Genomic DNA, 18,020 nt, shown 5'->3' with positions numbered 1-18,020 from the left:
TTAGTGGCCGTGGCTGCCAGGTCACGCAGCTTCTGGCCCGGATTTGCGCGGTGACAGGAACGCTTTGTGAAACAGGTGGCGCGCGAGCAGCAGTGGCGGCATGCGCAACCAGTTGCCACGCAGGTACAGAAGAAAGCGTGCCAGGGAGCTGTAACGGTCGCCGCAGCTGGCATGGTCCGGCAACAGCGCGCGACGGAACAGGGCATCCATCAGGGCCAGCAGTGCCGGCGATGGCCCCACGGTGTCGTCTTGCACCATGTCGGGCACTGGCGTGTCCAGCAACAGCCTGCTGTAGCGCAGCGCATAGAACAACGGCCGCTCGAGGTCCAACTGGCGTGCACGGGGCAACAGCTCGGCCCAGAAACGGCGGTCCGAGCCGAAATGGCACAGCAGTCGGTGAATATCGAACAGGTCGCGCAGCGCATTGTTGAACTCACCGTCACTGAACAGGTGGACTGCACTGTGCAGTACCATGTCCACGGGCGCCAGCACATAAACCCCCGGCAGGGCGTGCAATGGCACGGCGGCGCTGCGCAACAAAGTCGAATCCGGTCGCAGTGCGGCTGTTTTTGGCAGGATGGCGTGGTGCACGTCGATCATCGAGGCGCGCCGCAAGTGACGCATCGGCGGCAGCTCATGCATCCACTCCCGGTAGTAGCGCTGGTCGTAGGCGTCGTGATGGGTACCGGCCCAGCCAGCCAGCATCAGCGCTGCTTCCGCCTCGCCCAGCCGCTCCTCAGGTACCAGCACATCGATGTCCGAAAACAGCCGGCCATGGGCCGGTGGCAGCCCGGCGAGCGTATAGGCCGCGCCTTTCAGCAGGATCAGTGGCATGTCCAGGCCGGACAACGCCTGGCGGATTTGTCGTATTTCCCAAAGCACGCCCTGGCGATGCCGGCGTGCCAGCACCCGGGTCCAGCCCAGCTGCTCGCGCGCTGCCGGCGCGATCTGATGGAGGAAGCCATGTTCTTCCAGCAGGCACGAGAGCGTCGCCAGCAGGTTCGCCGTCCCTGCCTGGCGCAGCAGCAAGTCCCAGCTGGAATCGTCGAGCGCCGGCAATTGCGGCGGGGACTGCGTCAAGCTGCGCAGGGCGGCGGCCAGCAATGGATCGAGGCGCTTCGTCATGGCAGGCTGTCGAAAAAGGCCAGCGCTTCATCGAGCACGCCATAGCGGAAACGGTAGCCCTGGCTGCGTTCGACGAGATCGGCCAGCGCAGTGAAGCCTTCGGCACCAAGCAAGCTGTAGTTGAAGCAATTCTGGGCCAGTTGCATGAATGTTTCCACAGGCGGCATCGGCTCGGCCGTGACGGACGACCCGGCCTCGAAGCGGGGAAATACGACCCATGCCGGCAGTGCGGTTTCGGACGCCCGCGCCACGCTGTCGGCCGGGGCACGCACATGCGCTACCGTGCCTTTGACCGTATCGGTGACAGCCCTGCTCATCACACTGCCAGGTACATAGTCGCGGATGACGGCAATGGAGGCGTTTTTCAGGCTGATTGGTCGCGGTAGCGGGTACAGCACGCCTTCATCGAGCCTGAGCAAGGTCAGCTCGTCGGATAACAGGCGCCAACCGCCGCGGCCCACCAGCGCAGCGCAGAGCGTGCTCTTGCCGGAGCCGGGCGGGGCGGGCAGGATCGCGGCGCGTCCGCCTTTTTCAACGACAGCCGCGTGCACGATCAGGTACCGGTTTGCCCGGCTCGACACACACCAGTTCAGTCCCCATTCGAACATCGGGAATGCCTGGTCCAGTGGCAGCGGCTTGAACATCGAACGGCCATCGTAGAGCAATGTTACTTGCGGACGCACCCAGCGCCGCAGCGTGACCGGCCGCACCAGGTCAAGATGAAAATCGGCAAAGCCTTCACGCAGCGGATAGTCGTTGTACAGCAAGTGGATACCGTCGGCCACGCTGCCGATCGGCGACCGCAGCAACGTGGTGAAGTGGCCTGTGCGCAAGTGGATGCCGGAGCCCGCAAGGCGCTCGCCCAGCTGCGTGCGTGTCAGGCTGCCGACCGTTGTCATGTGCGGCTCAGCAGGGTTCGATCAGGTCGAGCTGGCGCAGCGTGGCCAGTAACTCGGCCACCTCCGGTGCGGCCAGCTCATCCGGCGTCACGTCGCCATCGCGCAATGCGATCAGCATCGCCATGGCGCCATCGGACAACAGATGGGTATCACCGGACAGATCGTTGTAAAGCACGAAGGCGTCGTCCCAGCCGCGGTGCAGCAGGGCCTGGCCAGGGACGAGACGCCAGGATGAAGCCATCAGTACATGGTGCCTTGCAAATACTCGACGATCTTTGCGCCATCCCAACGCACGCCGGCCGTGGGCGTGTAATAACCCTTGGCCTGGTATTCGAGCCAGATGCGCTGGAGCATGGGCACCGTCTGGAAGGTTGACAAGCCAGCCTGCACATTCAGATAGCAAGCCATCAAGTGGCGGCCAATGCCATGCTTGTCCCATTTCTGCGGATCCAGGATGGCTGCCTGGCTCACGGTTCCATACGTTTTTGCTTGTGGGCCCGAGCTGCTGAAGATACGGGTATAGAGCTGGTTCTTGTCGCACCCGCGTGGCCAGCTGTGGTTCTTCCAATAGCCGGGCGAACGACCTGCGCAGGTCGGGGGCGGACCACGAAAGCTTTGCAGTCCGCCAGACAGGTACCCTGATGGCGTCGTACATACTTCCACTGCCATGCCGGGCTGGCTGTGCAATGTGAGCAGCACGCCGGAGGCGGCCACCCCGGCGCGGGCGAAGCGGCGCCGCGCCTTGCCTTGAGGCGACAGATTTGCCGGACCGGGAGCTGCTGCATCGTGCTGTTGTTCGGTGGCCACGTCGATTTCCTTCTGGGTGGTCTGACGGTTGGATAGATATTGCGAAAATAGTAAGCAATTCCTGTTCCCGACCGCTGTCCTAGTGCGATTAAAGTTTTAAATCAATGACTTAAAGCAAAAAAAGCACATTTTATTGTTGAGCTGTATCAACTGCTGTAAAGATTCTCGACAGCTCAGCGCGCTTAGAAAAAGCTTTCCGGGATAACGAGGACGTCGCCCGGGCGCATCGAGACATTCGCGGAAATATCGCCTTCCTTGATCAGGTCATTCAAACGCACGCGGTACTGTTGTTGTTTGCCATCAACCTGACGAATGATCGTTGCCCGATTGCCGGAGGCGAACTCGGTTACCCCACCGACAGCGATCAGCACATCCATCAGCGACATATCGCGCCGGTATGGCAGCGCTTGCGGCCGCGCAGCCTGGCCGATGACGCGAATCTGGTTACCGTAGGTGCCGGTGAAACCAGTGACGATGACCGTGACCACCGGTTGCTGGATGTACTTGGCCAGTGCTTTTTCGATATCGCGTGCCAGCTCGGTCGATGTCTTGCCGATTGCTTCCAGATCTTCGACCAGTGGCGTGGTGATCTTGCCATCCGGCCGCACAGGCACGCTTTGCGACACTTCGGGATTGCGCCACACGATGATACTGACGTTGTCGCCTGGCCCAATCAGATAGTCAGGGGCAGGTGCCGGCCCGGCATCGACCAGCGTATTTCCCGAACTGGCGCAACCACCCAGGGCACCCAGCATGACCGCGCCTGCTGCCAGCCATTTGAACAGCGTTTGGTATTTCACGGGACTCTCCAGTTTGGTTGTTACGGGCGTGCAGCATGTCAGCAAGCGGGTGTCGACATTGTGCCGTATTACGAGCTCGTAACTTTCATTATGTCAATTTTATGTTGCATATTTTATACGAGAGCACGCGGCGGTCGTGCAAATTTTTACTTCCCAGTCGTATTTTGCTGCAACAATTCGTGGACGTAACGCACCGGGATCGCATAGGAAATACCGCTCGGCTGGCTGAGCGCATTCTCTTTCTGATTCTTGAGGAAAGTCATGTTCAGCACACCATGAACGATGCCGCTTTCAGGGTCATAAACAGGACTACCGCTATTACCCGGATAGGCAGTACCGTCCAGTTGCATGATTGCAAATGGGCGACGTTGCAGTTGGCTGATGGCACGCGCATCAAGTCGGCGCGAGTTCAGTGACGGAAGAATCATCGGGGTAATGGCCGAGAGCATCGCACGGTGCGTCACCGGTGTCAGGCCCAGGCTCATCCCTAATGGAAAACCGGTGAAGGCCAGTGCCTGCCCCTCGGCCACGGCACCGCTGCTGTCCAGGCGCAGCGCGGGAAGCGGAGCACCGGCCAATCGCAGGTGTGCCAGGTCGTGTTCGCGATCGATCGCGATCAAGGTCGCCGGCCGGAAATCAAGCTTCTGGCCGGTGGCAATGACGATGCCCAGCGTTTCCATTCGCTCCGTGTCGAGGTCCGGCAGCGCATGGGCATTGGTGATGATGGAAAGACCATCCGCGACGGCGAAACCAGTAGCAACGAAAACGATCGCCGGGCTACGCGTGCGCAGCAGCGTGCCAACGCCCACCACTGAAGGCTTGATAGCTGGAATCGTATCTTTCAGGGCCGCCCGTGCTGGCGCTGGTGGCGCAAACCCGAGCACGGCGGCCACGCATGCCAGCAACATGAAGTAACAAGGGCGGATCACGGAGCTCATCGGGTCAGGATAGCAGAAAAAGAGTAACTTGCAGTGACAGAAATATTTTCCATTTAGAAATTAAATTGTAGATTGTCAGCAGATTGCAACGCTCGATCCCATGTCATGTTGGAAAGAAAAATTAATATCAACAGGCAACGAATTCTGCGGTATGATAGAGCGATTGATGTAATTTAAGCAATATTTTGGACGGTATCACGTCGGGTTGAAGCAGGTGCGGCATCCTGAATGGCTTAGCTGAAAGCGAGTTAACAAGATGGCAGAAATGATGGCCCTGCTTTTGAGCTTCCTCAAAGCAATTGGCAAGTACCGCTGGTATGCGGTCGCAATCACATGGCTGGTAGCGGTCGTCGGCTGGACTGTTGTTTCCCGGTTGCCCAACGATTATCAGGCCTCTGCCCGTGTTTATGTGGATACCCAAAGTATCTTGAAGCCATTGCTGGCAAGCATGACCACGCTGCCCAATACCGAGCAGCAGGTAATGTTCATGCGCCGCACGCTGATCAGCCGCCCGAACGTGGAACGCGTGCTGCGGATGGTTGATCTCGACATCACGGTAAAAACACCCAAAGAGCATGAAAAAATCGTCGATGAACTGATGACTCAAATCAAGGTCATCGGCACTGAGCGCGACGACATCTACACGATTTCCTACAGCAATCCTAATCCCAAACTGGGTAAGGACGTCGTGCAATCGCTGCTGACGATCTTTGTCGAGGGTAGCTTCGGCGGCAAGAAGCAGGAATCGGAAAAGGCGATCCAGTTCATCGACGACCAGATCAGGATGTACGAAGAGAAGCTGGCGATTGGCGAGAACGCACTGAAGGAATTCAAGATTCGTCACATGGGCCTGCTCCCACGACAGGGCGGTGACTATGCCTCCGCCTATGGCGATCTGAACGAAAAAATCAGCCAGGCCCGCCTTGAGTTGCTGGAAGCGGAACAGGCCCGCAACGCGATCAAGCGTCAGATGACCGGTGAAGACATGGCCCCTATTACCGATACCGCGGAACGGGCGATCGTCAACCCGGAAATCGATGGTCGCATCTCGGCGGTAGAGAAGAACCTCGACCAGTTGCGCATGCAATTCACGGAAGAACATCCGGACATCGTTGCCGCCAAGCGCCTGGTCGCCCAGCTCGAAGAGCGCAAGAAGGAAGAAGCCAAGAAGATCCGCGCGGTCGATCCGGGGGCCAGCTACAGCCCCATGCTGCAGCAAATGAATGTCCAGCTGTCGGTGGAAGAAGCCCGCATCGCTTCATTGAAGGCGCGGGTGGGCGAGTATTCGGCGCGCCTGGCGCAGATGCGCGCCATGAGTACACAAGCGCCGGAAGTCGAAGCCCAACTGGCGCAGCTGAACCGCGACTATGCGGTGAACAAGGACAATTACGAGAAGCTGGTACAGCGCCGCGAGTCGGCCAAGCTGTCGGGTGACCTGTCCACGGCCACCGATATGCTGACGTTCCGTGTGGTCGATCCTCCGGCCGTGCCGAGCACGCCGGCCGGCCCGAATCGCCCGCGCCTTTACACCCTGGTCTTCCTGGCTTCGCTGGTAGCCGGTCTCGGCACTGCATTACTGTTGAGTCAGATCCGGCCGACTTTCCTCAGCCAGACCAATCTGCGGGAGGTCACAGGCTTGCCGATCCTGGGCAGCATCGGCATGAACTGGACCGACCAGCAGAAAATCCGCCGCCGCCGCCGCTTGTATGCGTTCACTGCCGCAGTCGCCTCGCTGTTCACGGCGTACGGCGGAGTACTGGCCATCACCATTTTCCGGCAAGCCTAAGCCGGGGAAAGCACAGGTTACAACGTGAGCATCATTGAAAAAGCCGCGAACCGTATCGGCAAACCCGCAGCACCGGCCGCGCCGCTGGCCCAGGTGCGCACGCAAGCGATACCAGCGGCGTGCGAGCCCATGATGGATGGCCCTGACGTTACCGTGGCCGAATTGCCTGAGGACCAGGTACCCGTAGCCCACGCACCTGCGCAGGGCCCGACCGTTGCGTTGTCGAACCCCGAGCCCGCGGCACCGGAACCGCAACGTCGCAATACCCGCATGATCGAGCTGGACCTGGCGCGGATGAACGAAGCCGGCCTGGTCACCGCGGCCGGTGGCCGGACCAACCTCGTCGAAGATTTCCGCGTCATCAAGCGACCGCTGATCAAGCGCGCGTTCGGGGCACGCAAGCCGAATGCGAATCCGGGCAACCTGATCATGATTACCAGCTCGCTGCCGGGCGAGGGCAAGACTTTCACGTCGATCAACCTGGCGATGAGTATCGCGATGGAACTCGATCATACCGTGCTGCTGGTCGATGCCGACGTGGCCCGTCCTTCAGTGCTGCGCACGCTGGGACTGCCAGCCCAGCGCGGCTTGATGGATATCTTGCTGGACGACCGTCTCGATATGTCCGAGGTCATGTTGCGCACGAACGTCAATACCTTGTCGATCTTGCCCGCTGGCACATCAAACCCGCGCGCCACGGAGTTGCTCGCCAGCCAGGCAATGAAGTCGCTGGTGCTGGAAATTGCTGACCGTTATCCGGACCGCATCGTGATCTTTGATTCGCCGCCACTGTTGCTGACGAGCGAGGCGCACGTGTTGGCCAGTCATATGGGGCAGATCGTCGTCGTGGTCGAGTCGGAAAAAACGACCCAGCACGCGGTCAAGGAAGCACTGCATCAGCTCGAAGGCTGCAGTAACGTCAACCTGGTCTACAACAAGTCGCGCGAGCTGAACACATCCAGCAAGTACGACTATCACTATGGCTAAATGTCAGGCCCGCTGTGCCGTGCTGGGCTCGGCGATGCTGCTCGCGTTGCTGCCGTCGGCAGTGCGTGCGGCATGGCAGGTCAAGCCAAGTGTCGAAATGCGCGAAACGTGGTCGGACAATCCTGAAATGCGCAGCGATGACCAGAAGCGCAGCCAGTTCATCACTGCGGTATCGCCTGGCGTGTCGATCTCGAATGACACGCCGCGCCTGCAGGTGGCCGCGTCGTACCAGTTGAACGCCTTTGCCTACTCGGACGAGCGGGTTACCGGCAGCGATCGCTTTAACAGCACGCTGAGTGCCACGGCCAAGGGCAACCTCATCCATGAGTTCCTGTACTTCGACGCCTCGGCCGGCATCGCGCAGGCCCCCGTTTCCGCCTTCGGCCCTGTCAGTAACAGCCCATACTCCGACACTAACCGTTCCGAAGTCCGGTCGTACCGGATTTCGCCGTTCATGGTGCACCGGTTCGGCACCTTCGCTTCGACGCAGCTACGGTACTCGCACGATCTGGTCGACAGCGACCTGGGTGGTTTTGGCCGTAGCACGTCGGACGTGATCGACCTGTCGATCAACAGTGGCATGGCCTTCAAGACCCTTGGGTGGGGCTTGCAGCTGAACCGTGAAAACCTGGAAGATGGCATCGCGCCCAAATCGATCAACAGCTCGGCGCTGGCATCGCTGCGCTATTCGCTGAACCGGCAGTTCAGCCTCACGGCGACCGGTGGTTACGACAAGTTCGATTACGAAGGCATGGGTGAGGGGACAAAAGGCGCGTCCTGGTCGCTGGGATTCAATTTCGAGCCCAGCACCAGGACCAGCCTGAGGGCATCGGCCGGCCGCCGCTACTACGGGAATAGTTATTTTCTGGCCGCCACGCATCGCAGTCGCAATACCGTATGGAGCATCAACTACAGCGATGACGTGAGCACCAGCCGCGGCAATTTCCTGCTGCCGTCGGCTGTCGACACGACGTCCATGCTGAATCAGATGTTCATGGCGAATTTTCCTGATCCGGTGCAGCGTGCCGCGTATGTCGAAGCCTACATCCAGGCCCTCGGACTGCCGCGTTCGTTACCGAACGCCGTCAACTATTTCAGCAACCGCTATTCGCTGCAGCGGCAGTTCAACGCCTCGGTAGCGCTGCGTTCAGCAAGGACCACCACGATGGTCACGGTGTTCAAGATGCGGCGCGAAGCACTGTCACTGGTGCAGTACGACAGCCCGCTGATGGGCAGCGGCCAGCAAAACCTGAATGACAATACCGACCAGACCGGTGTGTCGCTGAACGCCAGCTACAAGCTGAGCGCGCGCACCACTGCCGCGCTGTCCGCGAACCTGAGCCGCAGCAAGTCGCTCAGCGGCGACCTCAGCGAAAACAACCGGCAATTCCGGTTCCATATGACGCACACCTTCCAGCCGCGATTGAGTGGCGGCCTGGAAGTGCGGCGCAATTCCGGCGGGCTGGCGCTGCAGAGCAGCTCCTATGCGGAGAACGCGGTGTCAGCCTCCCTTTCGATGAAATTCTGACCGAGCGAGACGTTTTCATGTACGAGAGTTACTACGGGCTCAGCGACAAGCCTTTCCGCTTGCGCCCGGACCCCCATTTCTTCTTCGGCAGCAGGGGCCACAAGCGTGCAATGGCATACCTGGAATATGGTTTGGCACAGGGCGAGGGGTTCATTGTGATTACCGGCGAAGTCGGCGCGGGCAAGACCACGTTGGTGCGAAACCTGTTTCGCCAGATCGAATCGGATCGCATCGTGGCTGCCCACATCGTCAACACGCACGTCAATGCGGACGATATCCTGCGTGGCGTGGTGGCCGCGTTTGGCTTGCCATTCGAGGACAGCGCCAGCAAGACCACGCTGCTGGCCCGCCTTGAGAACTTCCTGCGCACGTGTGATCGGGACGGCAAGCGGGCACTACTGGTAGTTGACGAAGCGCAGAACCTGACACCCCGCGTGGTGGAAGAATTGCGTATGTTGTCGAACTTTCAGTCCGATGAAAAGCCCTTGCTGCAGACGTTCCTGCTGGGCCAGCCGGAGTTCCGCGCAACGCTCCATAACCCCGGCATGCAGCAATTGCGCCAGCGCGTCATCGCCACGTATCACCTGGGCCCGATGGACGAGCTGGAAACGCAGGCCTACATCGAACACCGCTTGCTCACAGTGGGCTGGAAAGGCGACCCATCGTTTACGCCGGCGGCCTATGCAGCCATCTACGAATTCACGGGAGGCATTCCACGCAAGACCAACCACCTCTGTGATCGCCTTTTGCTGATGGGCTTCCTGGAGGAAATGCATGCCTTTACCGATGCCGACGTCGATATCGTCATCCGCGACATCCAGCAGGAATTCGAGCCCCCTGCCGGCGCACAGGCGCCTGTCGCGCCGCAGGCGGATACTGCCGGATTCGACCCTGAGAGCGCCGTGTTCGCTAACCAGTATCCAGCCGTGCTGGACGAGCGCATGTTGCGGCTCGAGCGGTCGATGGGGTCGGTCCTGTCGATCCTGAAGCGCATCGTGAGCACGCCTGCTGGTGTCAATCAGGCTTTGGATGAATGAACATGAGTGAAAGCGACCAAATCCACCCGTTCGGGTGCTTCGTTGGAGCACGGCCTGGTTCCCTGACAATGGTGCCCGCGATGGCCCCGTGCGCCAGCGTGCCTGCCGCCGATGGTAAAGCCGGCCGCCTGGCGCATTGGCGCAATGGCCGCATTGCCAGGCGTGTTGCGACAAGCATTGCCGACTGGCTGGAAAGCCGCTAGGAGCCGGAATGAACGCGCCAGTACGCCACTTGCATGCGGCCGCGCCAAGCGCGGCCACGCTGCGCAACGCGATGACGATCGATGTCGAGGATTACTTTCAAGTGTCCGCTTTCGCCGACCATATAGCCCGCGACAGCTGGCCATCGCGCGAATGCCGTGTCGAAGCGAACATCGAGCGCATTCTTGCGATCCTCGACGAAGGCGGTGCGCACGGTACTTTCTTCACGCTGGGATGGATTGCCGAACGCTATCCAGCCATGGTGAAGCGCATCGTCGCCGGCGGGCATGAACTGGCCAGCCATGGCTATGGGCACTTGCGTGCGTCGGACCAGACACGCGAACAGTTCAAGGACGATGTAACTCGCAGCAAGATGATCCTCGAAGACATCGGCGGCGTTGCGGTGCAAGGCTACCGCGCACCCAGTTTCTCGATCGGTCCCGCCAACCTGTGGGCGCTGGATGTGTTGCAAGAAGCGGGTTACCGTTACAGTTCCTCGATCTATCCGATCGTGCATGACCATTACGGCATGCCGGACGCCCCCCGCTTCGCGTTCCACCCGAACGGTACCGGTGGCTTGCTCGAGGTGCCGATTACCACCGTGCGGATGATGGAACGTAACCTGCCCGCCGGTGGCGGTGGTTACTTCCGCCTGCTGCCCTACGCACTGTCACGCCGGCTGATGCGCCGCGTTAATCGCGAGGACGAACAGCCGGCGATCTTCTATTTCCATCCCTGGGAAATCGATCCGGGCCAGCCGCGCATTGCCGGAGTGGGGGCCAAGACGCGCTTCCGGCACTACGTGAACCTGCAACGGATGGAACGCCGCATTCGTGCGCTGACACGCGATTTCAAATGGGATCGCATGGACCGAATCTTCCTGGAGCGTGCATGAGCGCAATCATCGAACAGGCAATGCACCGGGCGCAGGGAGGCGATGCCGCCAAGCCGGCAGTCGTGGCTGACTTGCCTGGCACCGCCGAACCCGCCCCGCTGTCCGTGCGCCTGTTGCGCGCCGATGACGCTGATCGCGCGCAGTGGGATGCGTTCGTAATGGCCTGTCCGGAAGCGACATTCTTCCACCGGTCCGGCTGGCGGCGGGTGATCGAAGAAGCTTTCGGTCACCGCACATGGTTCTTCCTGGCTGAGCGCAACGGGCAGATCGAAGCCGTTCTGCCGCTGGCGCAGATCAAGAGCCGGCTGTTCGGGCATTCGCTGATCGCATTGCCGTTCTGCGTCTACGGCGGCGTTGCCGCCCGCAGCGACGAAGCGCGGGCCGCGCTCGATGCCGAGGCACTGCGCCTGGCGGCGTCGCTGAACGTGGGCCACCTTGAATACCGCAACTACTCGCCGGCCCACCCCGGCGATCCGGCATGGTTGGGCAAGGATCTGTACGTAACGTTCCGCAAGGAGATCTGTGGCGACGACGAAGCCAACATGAATGCCATTCCCCGCAAGCAGCGGGCAATGGTCCGAAAGGGCATCAAGCTGGGCCTGGCAGGCGAGGTAGATCAGCACGTCGATCGTTTCTTTGCGGCCTATGCAAGCAGCGTGCACCGGCTTGGTACGCCTGTGTTTTCCAAGAAATACTTCAGCTTGCTGAAAGAAGAGTTCGGTGATGACTGCGAAGTGCGCGTCATCGTGCAAGGCGAAACGCTCGTCGCCGGGGTATTGAGTTTCTTCTTCCGCGATGAAGTGCTGCCGTATTACGGTGGCGGCATGCCGATCGCGCGCGATGTCGCCGGAAACGACTTCATGTACTGGAACCTGATGCAGGCGTCGGCCGCGAAAGGCTATCGCATCTTCGATTTCGGCCGGAGCAAGCGCGGCACCGGGGCATTCGACTTCAAGAAAAACTGGGGCTTCGTGGCCCAGCCGCTGCCGTATGAATACCGGCTGGTCGCGTCGCAGGAACTCCCGGATGTAAACCCGCTGAATCCGAAATACCAGTTGTTCATCAAGTTGTGGCAGAAACTGCCGCTGCCACTGGCGAACGCGCTGGGTCCGCACATCGTCAAAGATTTGGGGTGACACCGTGGAAGACCTGCTGTTGCTGGTGCACCGCATTCCCTACCCGCCGAACAAGGGGGACAAGATCCGTTCGTGGCACCTGCTGCGGCACCTGGCTGCACGCTATCGCGTTCACCTGGCCACGTTCGTCGACGACCCCGAAGACTGGCAGTACGTGTCTCACGTGCGCAAATTGTGCGCTTCGAGCCATTTCGCGCCGCTCAATCCACGCCGCGCACGATTACGCAGCCTTCGCGCGCTGCTGGCCAACCGCGCGCTCTCGCTCGATTACTACAGTGATCGCTCCACACGTGCCTGGGTGCGTGCAACCATGCGTGACGCCGACATCGAGCGGGTAGTCGTGTTCTCGTCGCCAATGGCGCAGTATGTGCATGACCTGCCGGAAGCGTTGCGCGTGGTCGACCTGTGCGATGTCGATTCCGAGAAATGGCGCGCCTATGCGCAAAAGAAGCCATGGCCGGCCAGCCTGCTGTATGGCTATGAGGCAAGCCGCCTGTTGCGTTACGAGCGCAAGGTGGCGGCCGACAGCGATGCCGCACTGTTCGTTTCGGCGCCCGAGGCGGAGCTGTTCCGCTCGCTGGCGCCGGAAAGTGCGGCCCGCATCGGGTGGTTCGGCAATGGTGTCGATACCGATTATTTTTCGCCGGTTGCCGACCATGCCAACCCTTATGCATCGGGCGAATGCCCATTGGTCTTCTGTGGGGCAATGGACTATTGGCCGAACGTGGACGCGGTACAGTGGTTTGCGCATGACGTGCTGCCGCTGGTGCGTTCCCGCATGCCACAGGCGTCATTCGTGATCGTCGGTGCGCGGCCGACATCCGAAGTGCAGGCATTGGCCAATCTGCCCGGCGTGACCGTGACAGGCACCGTGCCGGACGTACGGCCCTACGTTGCGCATGCCGCCCTGTCGGTGGCGCCATTGCGTGTGGCACGTGGCATCCAGAACAAGGTACTTGAGGCGATGTCGATGGCGAAAGCCGTCGTCGTCAGTCCACAAGCGCTCGAAGGCATCGACGCGGCCGCCGGCGTCGAGGTGCTGCTGGCCGAACATGCCGGTGACGTGGCAGAGGCCATTCTTGCGGCACTGGCGGACGATGCATCGCGCACCGCGATCGGCCATGCCGCCCGTGCCCGTGTCGAAGCTTCGTATGGATGGGATGCACGCCTGGCACCGCTCGATGCACTGCTGGAAGCACCCCGGCATCCGGCTGCCGCCACGGCGCTTCCAGCTGGCATTCCCTCACCGACATGGAAACGGGCATGAACACCATTACCGCAACCGAAGAAGCCAGGCTGGCCGCTGCCCGACCGGCAAATGTCGCGCCCCCTGTGGCGCAATGGTGGATTGCCGCAGTTGCCGTGCTGCTGCCGCTGATTGCCTATTTCGACACGGCCGCCTCGATCGTGTCGATCTGGGATCGCTCGGAAACGTTCGCCCATGGCTTCGTGATCGTGCCCATCACGTTGTGGCTGGTCTGGCGCCGCCGCGAGCAATTGGCATTGCTGCCCGTACGGCCCTGCTGGCCGGCATTGGCCGCATTGCTGTTGTGCGGCGCGGCGTGGTTGCTGGCCACGCTGGGCGATGTGCTGGTGGTGCGCCAGTATGCCTTCGCCGTGATGTTTCCGCTGACCGTGCTGGCCGTCTATGGCGTGTCGATCACCCGTGCGCTGGCGTTCCCGCTGGCGTTCCTGCTGTTCGGTGTTCCAGTCGGCGAAGGATTGATCGAGCCGCTGATCGGCATCACCGCCAATTTCACGGTCGATGCGCTGCGCCTCACTGGCATCCCTGTGCTGCGCGAAGGGAACAATTTCAGCATTCCAAGCGGTGACTGGTCGGTGGTCGAGGCCTGCAGCGGCTTGCGGTACCTGATTTCCTCGGTCACGCTGGGCTGCCTGTACGCGTATCTCACATACCAGTCGACCTGGCGTCGTGTCCTGTTCGTCATCGTCGCACTTGCATTGCCTGTGCTGGCCAATGGCCTGCGTGCTTACATGATCGTGATGATCGGCCACACCAGCAACATGACGCTGGCCGTCGGGGTCGACCACCTGATCTACGGTTGGGCGTTCTTCGGCCTTGTGATGCTCCTGTTGTTCTGGGTCGGCAGCTTCTGGCGCGAAGATGCGCCGGCCGCGTCCGCACAGGCCAACCCCGTGCGCCATTTTGCTTCCGCTGCGCCGGCAAAGGTTGCCGTGGCGGTGCTTGCTGTTGCGGCTTGTGTCGGCGCGTGGCCCGCGTATGGCTGGTATATCGAACGCGGCAACGCATCGCCACCGGCAGTCGATCTGGCATCGTTTACGGCAAGGGCGCCCGCCGCAGCCTCATTTACCGGGTGGACGCCGGATTTCGCGCCTGCCAGCGCCACGCTGAGCCGTTTTTACCAGGTCGGCAAGCAGCCGGTCGGATTCACCCTCAAGTATTACCGCGACGGGAATGGCGGCAAGCTGATCAGCTCCACCAACCGGCTCGCAGCGATCCGTAGCGGCTGGAATGAAACCGGGGTCGCCATCCGTACCGAAACCATCGCTGGGCGACCGCTCGTCTTCCGGGAAACCACCCTGGTGGGTGCCGGTTCCCGCTTCGTTGTCTGGCAATGGTATGACATCGGTGGCCGGCCGACGGCCAGCAACTATGTCGGCAAGCTGTTGCAAACCAAACAAAAATTTCTGACCGGCAGCGATGATGGGGCAGTGCTGATGCTATTCTCACCATACGACGAGAACCCCGCGACTGCGCATCCCGCGCTACGTGCGTTCCTGGAAACCCATCTCGCTTCCATCGACGCCATGCTGGCGGCGAACGCGCGACAGTGACCACCATGAACGACGCCCCGCTCATCGTCCACCTGATCTACCGGCTCGATTTTGGCGGGTTGGAAACGCTGCTGGTGGAACGGATCAACCGCATGCCGGCCAGTGCTTATCGGCACGCGATCGTTTGCCTGACCGATTTCAACCCCGCCTTTGCCAGGAAAATCATGCGCGCCGACGTGACGATCCATGCGCTGCACAAGCAGCCTGGCCAATCGCCGGGAACGCACGTGGCGCTCTGGCGCCTGTTGCGCGGTTTGCGTCCAGCCGTGCTGCATTCGTACAATCTGTCCGCCGTTGAATACGGCCCGGCCGCATTGCTGGCGGGCGTGCCGGTGCGTGTCAATGGCGCTCATGGCCGGGATCATGATGATCCACACGGCACCAATCGCAAACATAACGCGCTGCGCCGCCTGATGGTGCCGTTCTACGATTGCTGCTACGCGAATTCGGCGGCGATGGACACATGGAACCGGGACGTCATCGGCGTGCCTGCGCACAAGAGCCGGATGCTGGCGAACGGCATCGACGCGGAACGCTTCCGTCCACACGCGCCAGGCGAGGTGGCATTGCCGGAGCACTGGCCATTCGAGCCAGGGCATCTGGTCATCGGTACCGTTGGCCGGATACAGGCGGTGAAAGACCATGCCGCGCTGATCGATGCCTTCGCCCTGCTGCGTGCCCGGTTACCTCACCTGCCGCTGCGGCTGGCGATCGTCGGTGATGGCCCCTTGCTGGAAACGATGCGGTCCAAGGTTGCCGGGCTTGGCCTGAATGACGTGGCCTGGCTGCCGGGTGCCCGCACCGATATTGCACAAATCCTGGGCAGCCTGCACGTATTCGCGATGTCGTCGATTGCCGAGGGCACGCCCGGTTCCGCGCTCGAAGCAATGGCAAGCGCTTTGCCGGTCGTCGGCACGCGCGTCGGCGGTATCCCCGAGGTGATCGACGACGGTGTCACCGGCATGCTGGTGCCGCCCTCCGATCCCGAAGCGATGGCGGCGGCACTTGCGCGCTACGCCGTTTCGCCGGAATTGGTGGCCCGTCACGGTGCCGCGGGCCGCGAACGGGTGCTTTGCAACTACAGCATGACGGCGATGGTCGCTGCCTACCAGGGCATGTATGACAGCCTGTGCGAACGAAAGATCAAGACAAGAGGGGCGGTGACATCATGTGCGGAATAGTGGGGATGCTGGATACGCAGGGCCGGCGCGAGATCGATGAGGCACAGCTGCGGCGGATGAACGATACCCAGTTCCACCGGGGGCCCGACGAGGGCGATATCTATCGCGAGCCGGGCGTCGGCTTCGGTCACCGCCGGTTGTCCGTCATCGACCTGTCGATGGGCCAGCAGCCGCTCGGCAACGAAGATGGCAGCGTGATGGTCTGCTACAACGGCGAAATCTATAACTACCGCGAGCTGACGGCTGAGCTTCAAGAACTGGGTCACGTATTCCGCACGAAGAGCGACACCGAAGTGATCGTGCATGCCTGGGAAGAGTGGGGCGAAGCGTGCGTGGAGCGCTTCCGCGGCATGTTCGCTTTCGGCCTGTGGGATCGCAACCAGCAGTTGATGTTCCTGGCGCGCGATCACATGGGCGTCAAGCCGATGTTCTACACCATGCTGCCGGATGGGTTGTTTGCTTTCAGCTCCGAGCTGAAAGCCTTGCGCTCGCTGCCCGGCCTGCCACGCGGGATCGATCCCTGCGCAGTCGAGGATTACTTTGCCTACGGCTACGTGCCGGAACCGAAGACCATCTACAAGGGGGCATTCAAGTTGTCGCCTGGCTACCGGTTGCTGCAGAAGGTGGGCGCGCCCCTAGCGATGCCGCAGCGCTGGTGGGATGTGCCGTTCAAGCTGCATCATGCGATGACGGAAAGCGATGCCCAGGGCGAGCTGGTCGAGCGGTTGCGTGATTCCGTGCGCAGCCAGCTGGTGGCGGAAGTGCCACTGGGCGCATTCCTGTCCGGCGGCGTCGACTCCAGTGCCGTGGTGGCGATGATGGCGGGACTGAACAATGCTCCGGTCAATACCTGCTCGATCGGCTTCCGCGACCGGGCTTTCGATGAATCGGCCTACGCCGCACAGGTGGCGCAGCAATACCGCACCGATCACCACGTGCAAACCGTCGATACCGACGATTTTGGTCTGCTCGACACGTTGTCCGACCTGTATGACGAACCCTATGCCGACAGTTCGGCAATCCCCACCTACCGCGTGTGCCAGCTTGCGCGCCAACGCGTGACGGTGGCGCTGTCGGGCGATGGCGGCGATGAAAACCTGGCCGGCTATCGTCGCTACCGCTACACGATGGCCGAGGAGCGGGTGCGCGGCCGCATTCCTTCCGCATTGCGCCGCCCGTTGTTCGGCACGCTGGGGCGTTACTATCCGAAGGCCGACTGGGCACCGCGCGTGTTCCGCGCCAAGAGCACCTTTGAATCGTTGTCGCGCGACCTGGTGGAAGGCTATTTCCACGGCGTGTCGATCATGACGGATGCAATGCGCGCCCAACTGTTCTCCGACAAGTTCCGTACCAGCCTGCAGGGCTATCGCGCGATCGACGTGATGCGCGGCCATGCCCAAAATTCGCCAACGGACGATCCGCTATCGCTGATCCAGTACCTCGACATGAAGACTTACCTGCCTGGCGACATTCTCACGAAAGTGGACCGTGCCAGCATGGCCCATGCGCTCGAAGTACGCGTGCCGCTGCTGGACCATCAACTCGTGGAATGGATATCCGGCCTGTCTCCGGACCTGAAGCTGAAAGGCAGCGAAGGCAAGTACATCTTCAAGAAGAGCATGGAAAAGTACCTGCCGCATGACATCCTGTATCGCCGCAAGCAGGGCTTCGCGGTGCCGCTGGCCGCCTGGTTTCGCGGGCCGTTGCGCGAACGCGTGCGCACTTCGCTGCTGGGGCCTAACCTGGCCGCCACCGGCATGTTCAACGGGGCTTTCCTGGCCGAGATGGTGGAACACCACCAGTCCGGCCGCCGCGATTACAGTGCGCCGATCTGGACCCTGCTGATGTTCGAAGCATTCCTGAAAAAAGAAATGCAGGCGTAA

16 protein-coding genes are annotated in these 18,020 nt (G+C 61.2%); 10 read left to right on the top strand and 6 right to left on the bottom strand.

Features of this window, described 5'->3' with window-relative positions; genetic code table 11:
* Window positions 1-21: 21 nt before the first annotated feature.
* From EWM63_RS11980 to EWM63_RS11955, 6 genes are all read right to left on the bottom strand, one after another.
* Complete coding sequence (locus EWM63_RS11980; RefSeq protein ID WP_130186723.1) at window positions 22-1,125, bottom strand: nucleotidyltransferase domain-containing protein; 1,104 nt, start codon at window positions 1,123-1,125, stop codon at window positions 22-24.
* Entirely contained in the window at window positions 1,122-2,024 is a 903-nt protein-coding gene (locus tag EWM63_RS11975) for an HprK-related kinase A (protein ID WP_130186722.1), read from the bottom strand. Before EWM63_RS11975 ends, EWM63_RS11980 begins: the two co-directional genes overlap by 4 nt.
* A 7-nt stretch (window positions 2,025-2,031) precedes the next feature.
* Entirely contained in the window at window positions 2,032-2,265 is a 234-nt protein-coding gene (locus tag EWM63_RS11970) for a hypothetical protein (RefSeq protein WP_130186721.1), read from the bottom strand.
* A complete protein-coding gene (locus EWM63_RS11965; protein WP_130186720.1) occupies window positions 2,265-2,831 on the bottom strand; it encodes a hypothetical protein in 567 nt (188 codons plus the stop codon). The genes EWM63_RS11970 and EWM63_RS11965 overlap by 1 nt, the downstream gene beginning before the upstream one ends.
* A 182-nt stretch (window positions 2,832-3,013) precedes the next feature.
* Window positions 3,014-3,586, bottom strand: a complete 573-nt coding sequence (locus EWM63_RS11960) for an XrtA/PEP-CTERM system exopolysaccharide export protein (RefSeq protein ID WP_130190337.1) — start codon at window positions 3,584-3,586, stop codon at window positions 3,014-3,016.
* 191 nt (window positions 3,587-3,777) lie between these two features.
* A complete protein-coding gene (locus tag EWM63_RS11955) occupies window positions 3,778-4,569 on the bottom strand; it encodes a S1 family peptidase (RefSeq protein WP_229487862.1) in 792 nt (263 codons plus the stop codon).
* Window positions 4,570-4,834: 265 nt separating this feature from the next.
* Between EWM63_RS11955 and EWM63_RS11950 the strand changes: the two genes are divergently transcribed.
* The 10 genes from EWM63_RS11950 (at window position 4,835) to EWM63_RS11905 (ending at window position 18,020) form a co-directional block, all read left to right on the top strand.
* Complete coding sequence (locus tag EWM63_RS11950) at window positions 4,835-6,355, top strand: XrtA system polysaccharide chain length determinant (RefSeq protein ID WP_307720854.1); 1,521 nt, start codon at window positions 4,835-4,837, stop codon at window positions 6,353-6,355.
* Between the two features lie 24 nt (window positions 6,356-6,379).
* Complete coding sequence (locus EWM63_RS11945; RefSeq protein WP_229487861.1) at window positions 6,380-7,342, top strand: XrtA-associated tyrosine autokinase; 963 nt, start codon at window positions 6,380-6,382, stop codon at window positions 7,340-7,342.
* Window positions 7,335-8,870: a TIGR03016 family PEP-CTERM system-associated outer membrane protein gene (locus EWM63_RS11940; RefSeq protein ID WP_130186718.1), complete on the top strand. Its 1,536-nt coding sequence runs from the start codon at window positions 7,335-7,337 to the stop codon at window positions 8,868-8,870. Before EWM63_RS11945 ends, EWM63_RS11940 begins: the two co-directional genes overlap by 8 nt.
* Window positions 8,871-8,887: 17 nt before the next feature.
* Complete coding sequence (locus EWM63_RS11935) at window positions 8,888-9,907, top strand: XrtA/PEP-CTERM system-associated ATPase (protein ID WP_130186717.1); 1,020 nt, start codon at window positions 8,888-8,890, stop codon at window positions 9,905-9,907.
* Between the two features lie 211 nt (window positions 9,908-10,118).
* Window positions 10,119-11,003: an XrtA system polysaccharide deacetylase gene (locus tag EWM63_RS11930; RefSeq protein WP_130186716.1), complete on the top strand. Its 885-nt coding sequence runs from the start codon at window positions 10,119-10,121 to the stop codon at window positions 11,001-11,003.
* A complete protein-coding gene (locus EWM63_RS11925) occupies window positions 11,000-12,139 on the top strand; it encodes a FemAB family XrtA/PEP-CTERM system-associated protein (RefSeq protein WP_259772503.1) in 1,140 nt (379 codons plus the stop codon). The genes EWM63_RS11930 and EWM63_RS11925 overlap by 4 nt, the downstream gene beginning before the upstream one ends.
* Window positions 12,140-12,143: 4 nt before the next feature.
* Window positions 12,144-13,406: a TIGR03087 family PEP-CTERM/XrtA system glycosyltransferase gene (locus tag EWM63_RS11920; protein WP_130186715.1), complete on the top strand. Its 1,263-nt coding sequence runs from the start codon at window positions 12,144-12,146 to the stop codon at window positions 13,404-13,406.
* Complete coding sequence (gene xrtA, locus EWM63_RS11915; protein WP_130186714.1) at window positions 13,403-14,956, top strand: exosortase A; 1,554 nt, start codon at window positions 13,403-13,405, stop codon at window positions 14,954-14,956. The genes EWM63_RS11920 and xrtA overlap by 4 nt, the downstream gene beginning before the upstream one ends.
* 5 nt (window positions 14,957-14,961) lie before the next feature.
* Window positions 14,962-16,137, top strand: coding sequence for a TIGR03088 family PEP-CTERM/XrtA system glycosyltransferase (locus tag EWM63_RS11910; protein ID WP_130186713.1), 1,176 nt, complete (start codon window positions 14,962-14,964; stop codon window positions 16,135-16,137).
* Window positions 16,125-18,020 carry an XrtA/PEP-CTERM system amidotransferase gene (locus EWM63_RS11905; RefSeq protein ID WP_130186712.1) on the top strand — a complete coding sequence of 632 codons (1,896 nt, stop codon included), beginning with the start codon at window positions 16,125-16,127 and terminating at the stop codon, window positions 18,018-18,020. The genes EWM63_RS11910 and EWM63_RS11905 overlap by 13 nt, the downstream gene beginning before the upstream one ends.

The organism is Pseudoduganella lutea (assembly GCF_004209755.1).
GTDB classification, from domain to species: Bacteria; Pseudomonadota; Gammaproteobacteria; order Burkholderiales; family Burkholderiaceae_D; genus Rugamonas; species Rugamonas lutea.
Note: the sequence above shows the minus strand (reverse complement) of the source record. Positions and strands in the feature narration are given on the sequence as shown.

What these genes read in the sequence shown, in the direction of transcription:
- EWM63_RS11980 (WP_130186723.1), bottom strand. Translation starts at nt 1,125, where the DNA reads ATGACGAAGCGCCTCGATCCATTGCTGGCCGCCGCCCTGCGCAGCTTG.
- EWM63_RS11975 (WP_130186722.1), bottom strand. Translation starts at nt 2,024, where the DNA reads ATGACAACGGTCGGCAGCCTGACACGCACGCAGCTGGGCGAGCGCCTT.
- EWM63_RS11970 (WP_130186721.1), bottom strand. Translation starts at nt 2,265, where the DNA reads ATGGCTTCATCCTGGCGTCTCGTCCCTGGCCAGGCCCTGCTGCACCGC.
- EWM63_RS11960 (WP_130190337.1), bottom strand. Translation starts at nt 3,586, where the DNA reads ATGCTGGGTGCCCTGGGTGGTTGCGCCAGTTCGGGAAATACGCTGGTC.
- EWM63_RS11955 (WP_229487862.1), bottom strand. Translation starts at nt 4,569, where the DNA reads ATGAGCTCCGTGATCCGCCCTTGTTACTTCATGTTGCTGGCATGCGTG.
- EWM63_RS11950 (WP_307720854.1), top strand. Translation starts at nt 4,835, where the DNA reads ATGATGGCCCTGCTTTTGAGCTTCCTCAAAGCAATTGGCAAGTACCGC.
- EWM63_RS11940 (WP_130186718.1), top strand. Translation starts at nt 7,335, where the DNA reads ATGGCTAAATGTCAGGCCCGCTGTGCCGTGCTGGGCTCGGCGATGCTG.
- EWM63_RS11935 (WP_130186717.1), top strand. Translation starts at nt 8,888, where the DNA reads ATGTACGAGAGTTACTACGGGCTCAGCGACAAGCCTTTCCGCTTGCGC.
- EWM63_RS11930 (WP_130186716.1), top strand. Translation starts at nt 10,119, where the DNA reads ATGAACGCGCCAGTACGCCACTTGCATGCGGCCGCGCCAAGCGCGGCC.
- EWM63_RS11925 (WP_259772503.1), top strand. Translation starts at nt 11,000, where the DNA reads ATGAGCGCAATCATCGAACAGGCAATGCACCGGGCGCAGGGAGGCGAT.
- xrtA (WP_130186714.1), top strand. Translation starts at nt 13,403, where the DNA reads ATGAACACCATTACCGCAACCGAAGAAGCCAGGCTGGCCGCTGCCCGA.
- EWM63_RS11910 (WP_130186713.1), top strand. Translation starts at nt 14,962, where the DNA reads ATGAACGACGCCCCGCTCATCGTCCACCTGATCTACCGGCTCGATTTT.
- EWM63_RS11905 (WP_130186712.1), top strand. Translation starts at nt 16,125, where the DNA reads ATGTGCGGAATAGTGGGGATGCTGGATACGCAGGGCCGGCGCGAGATC.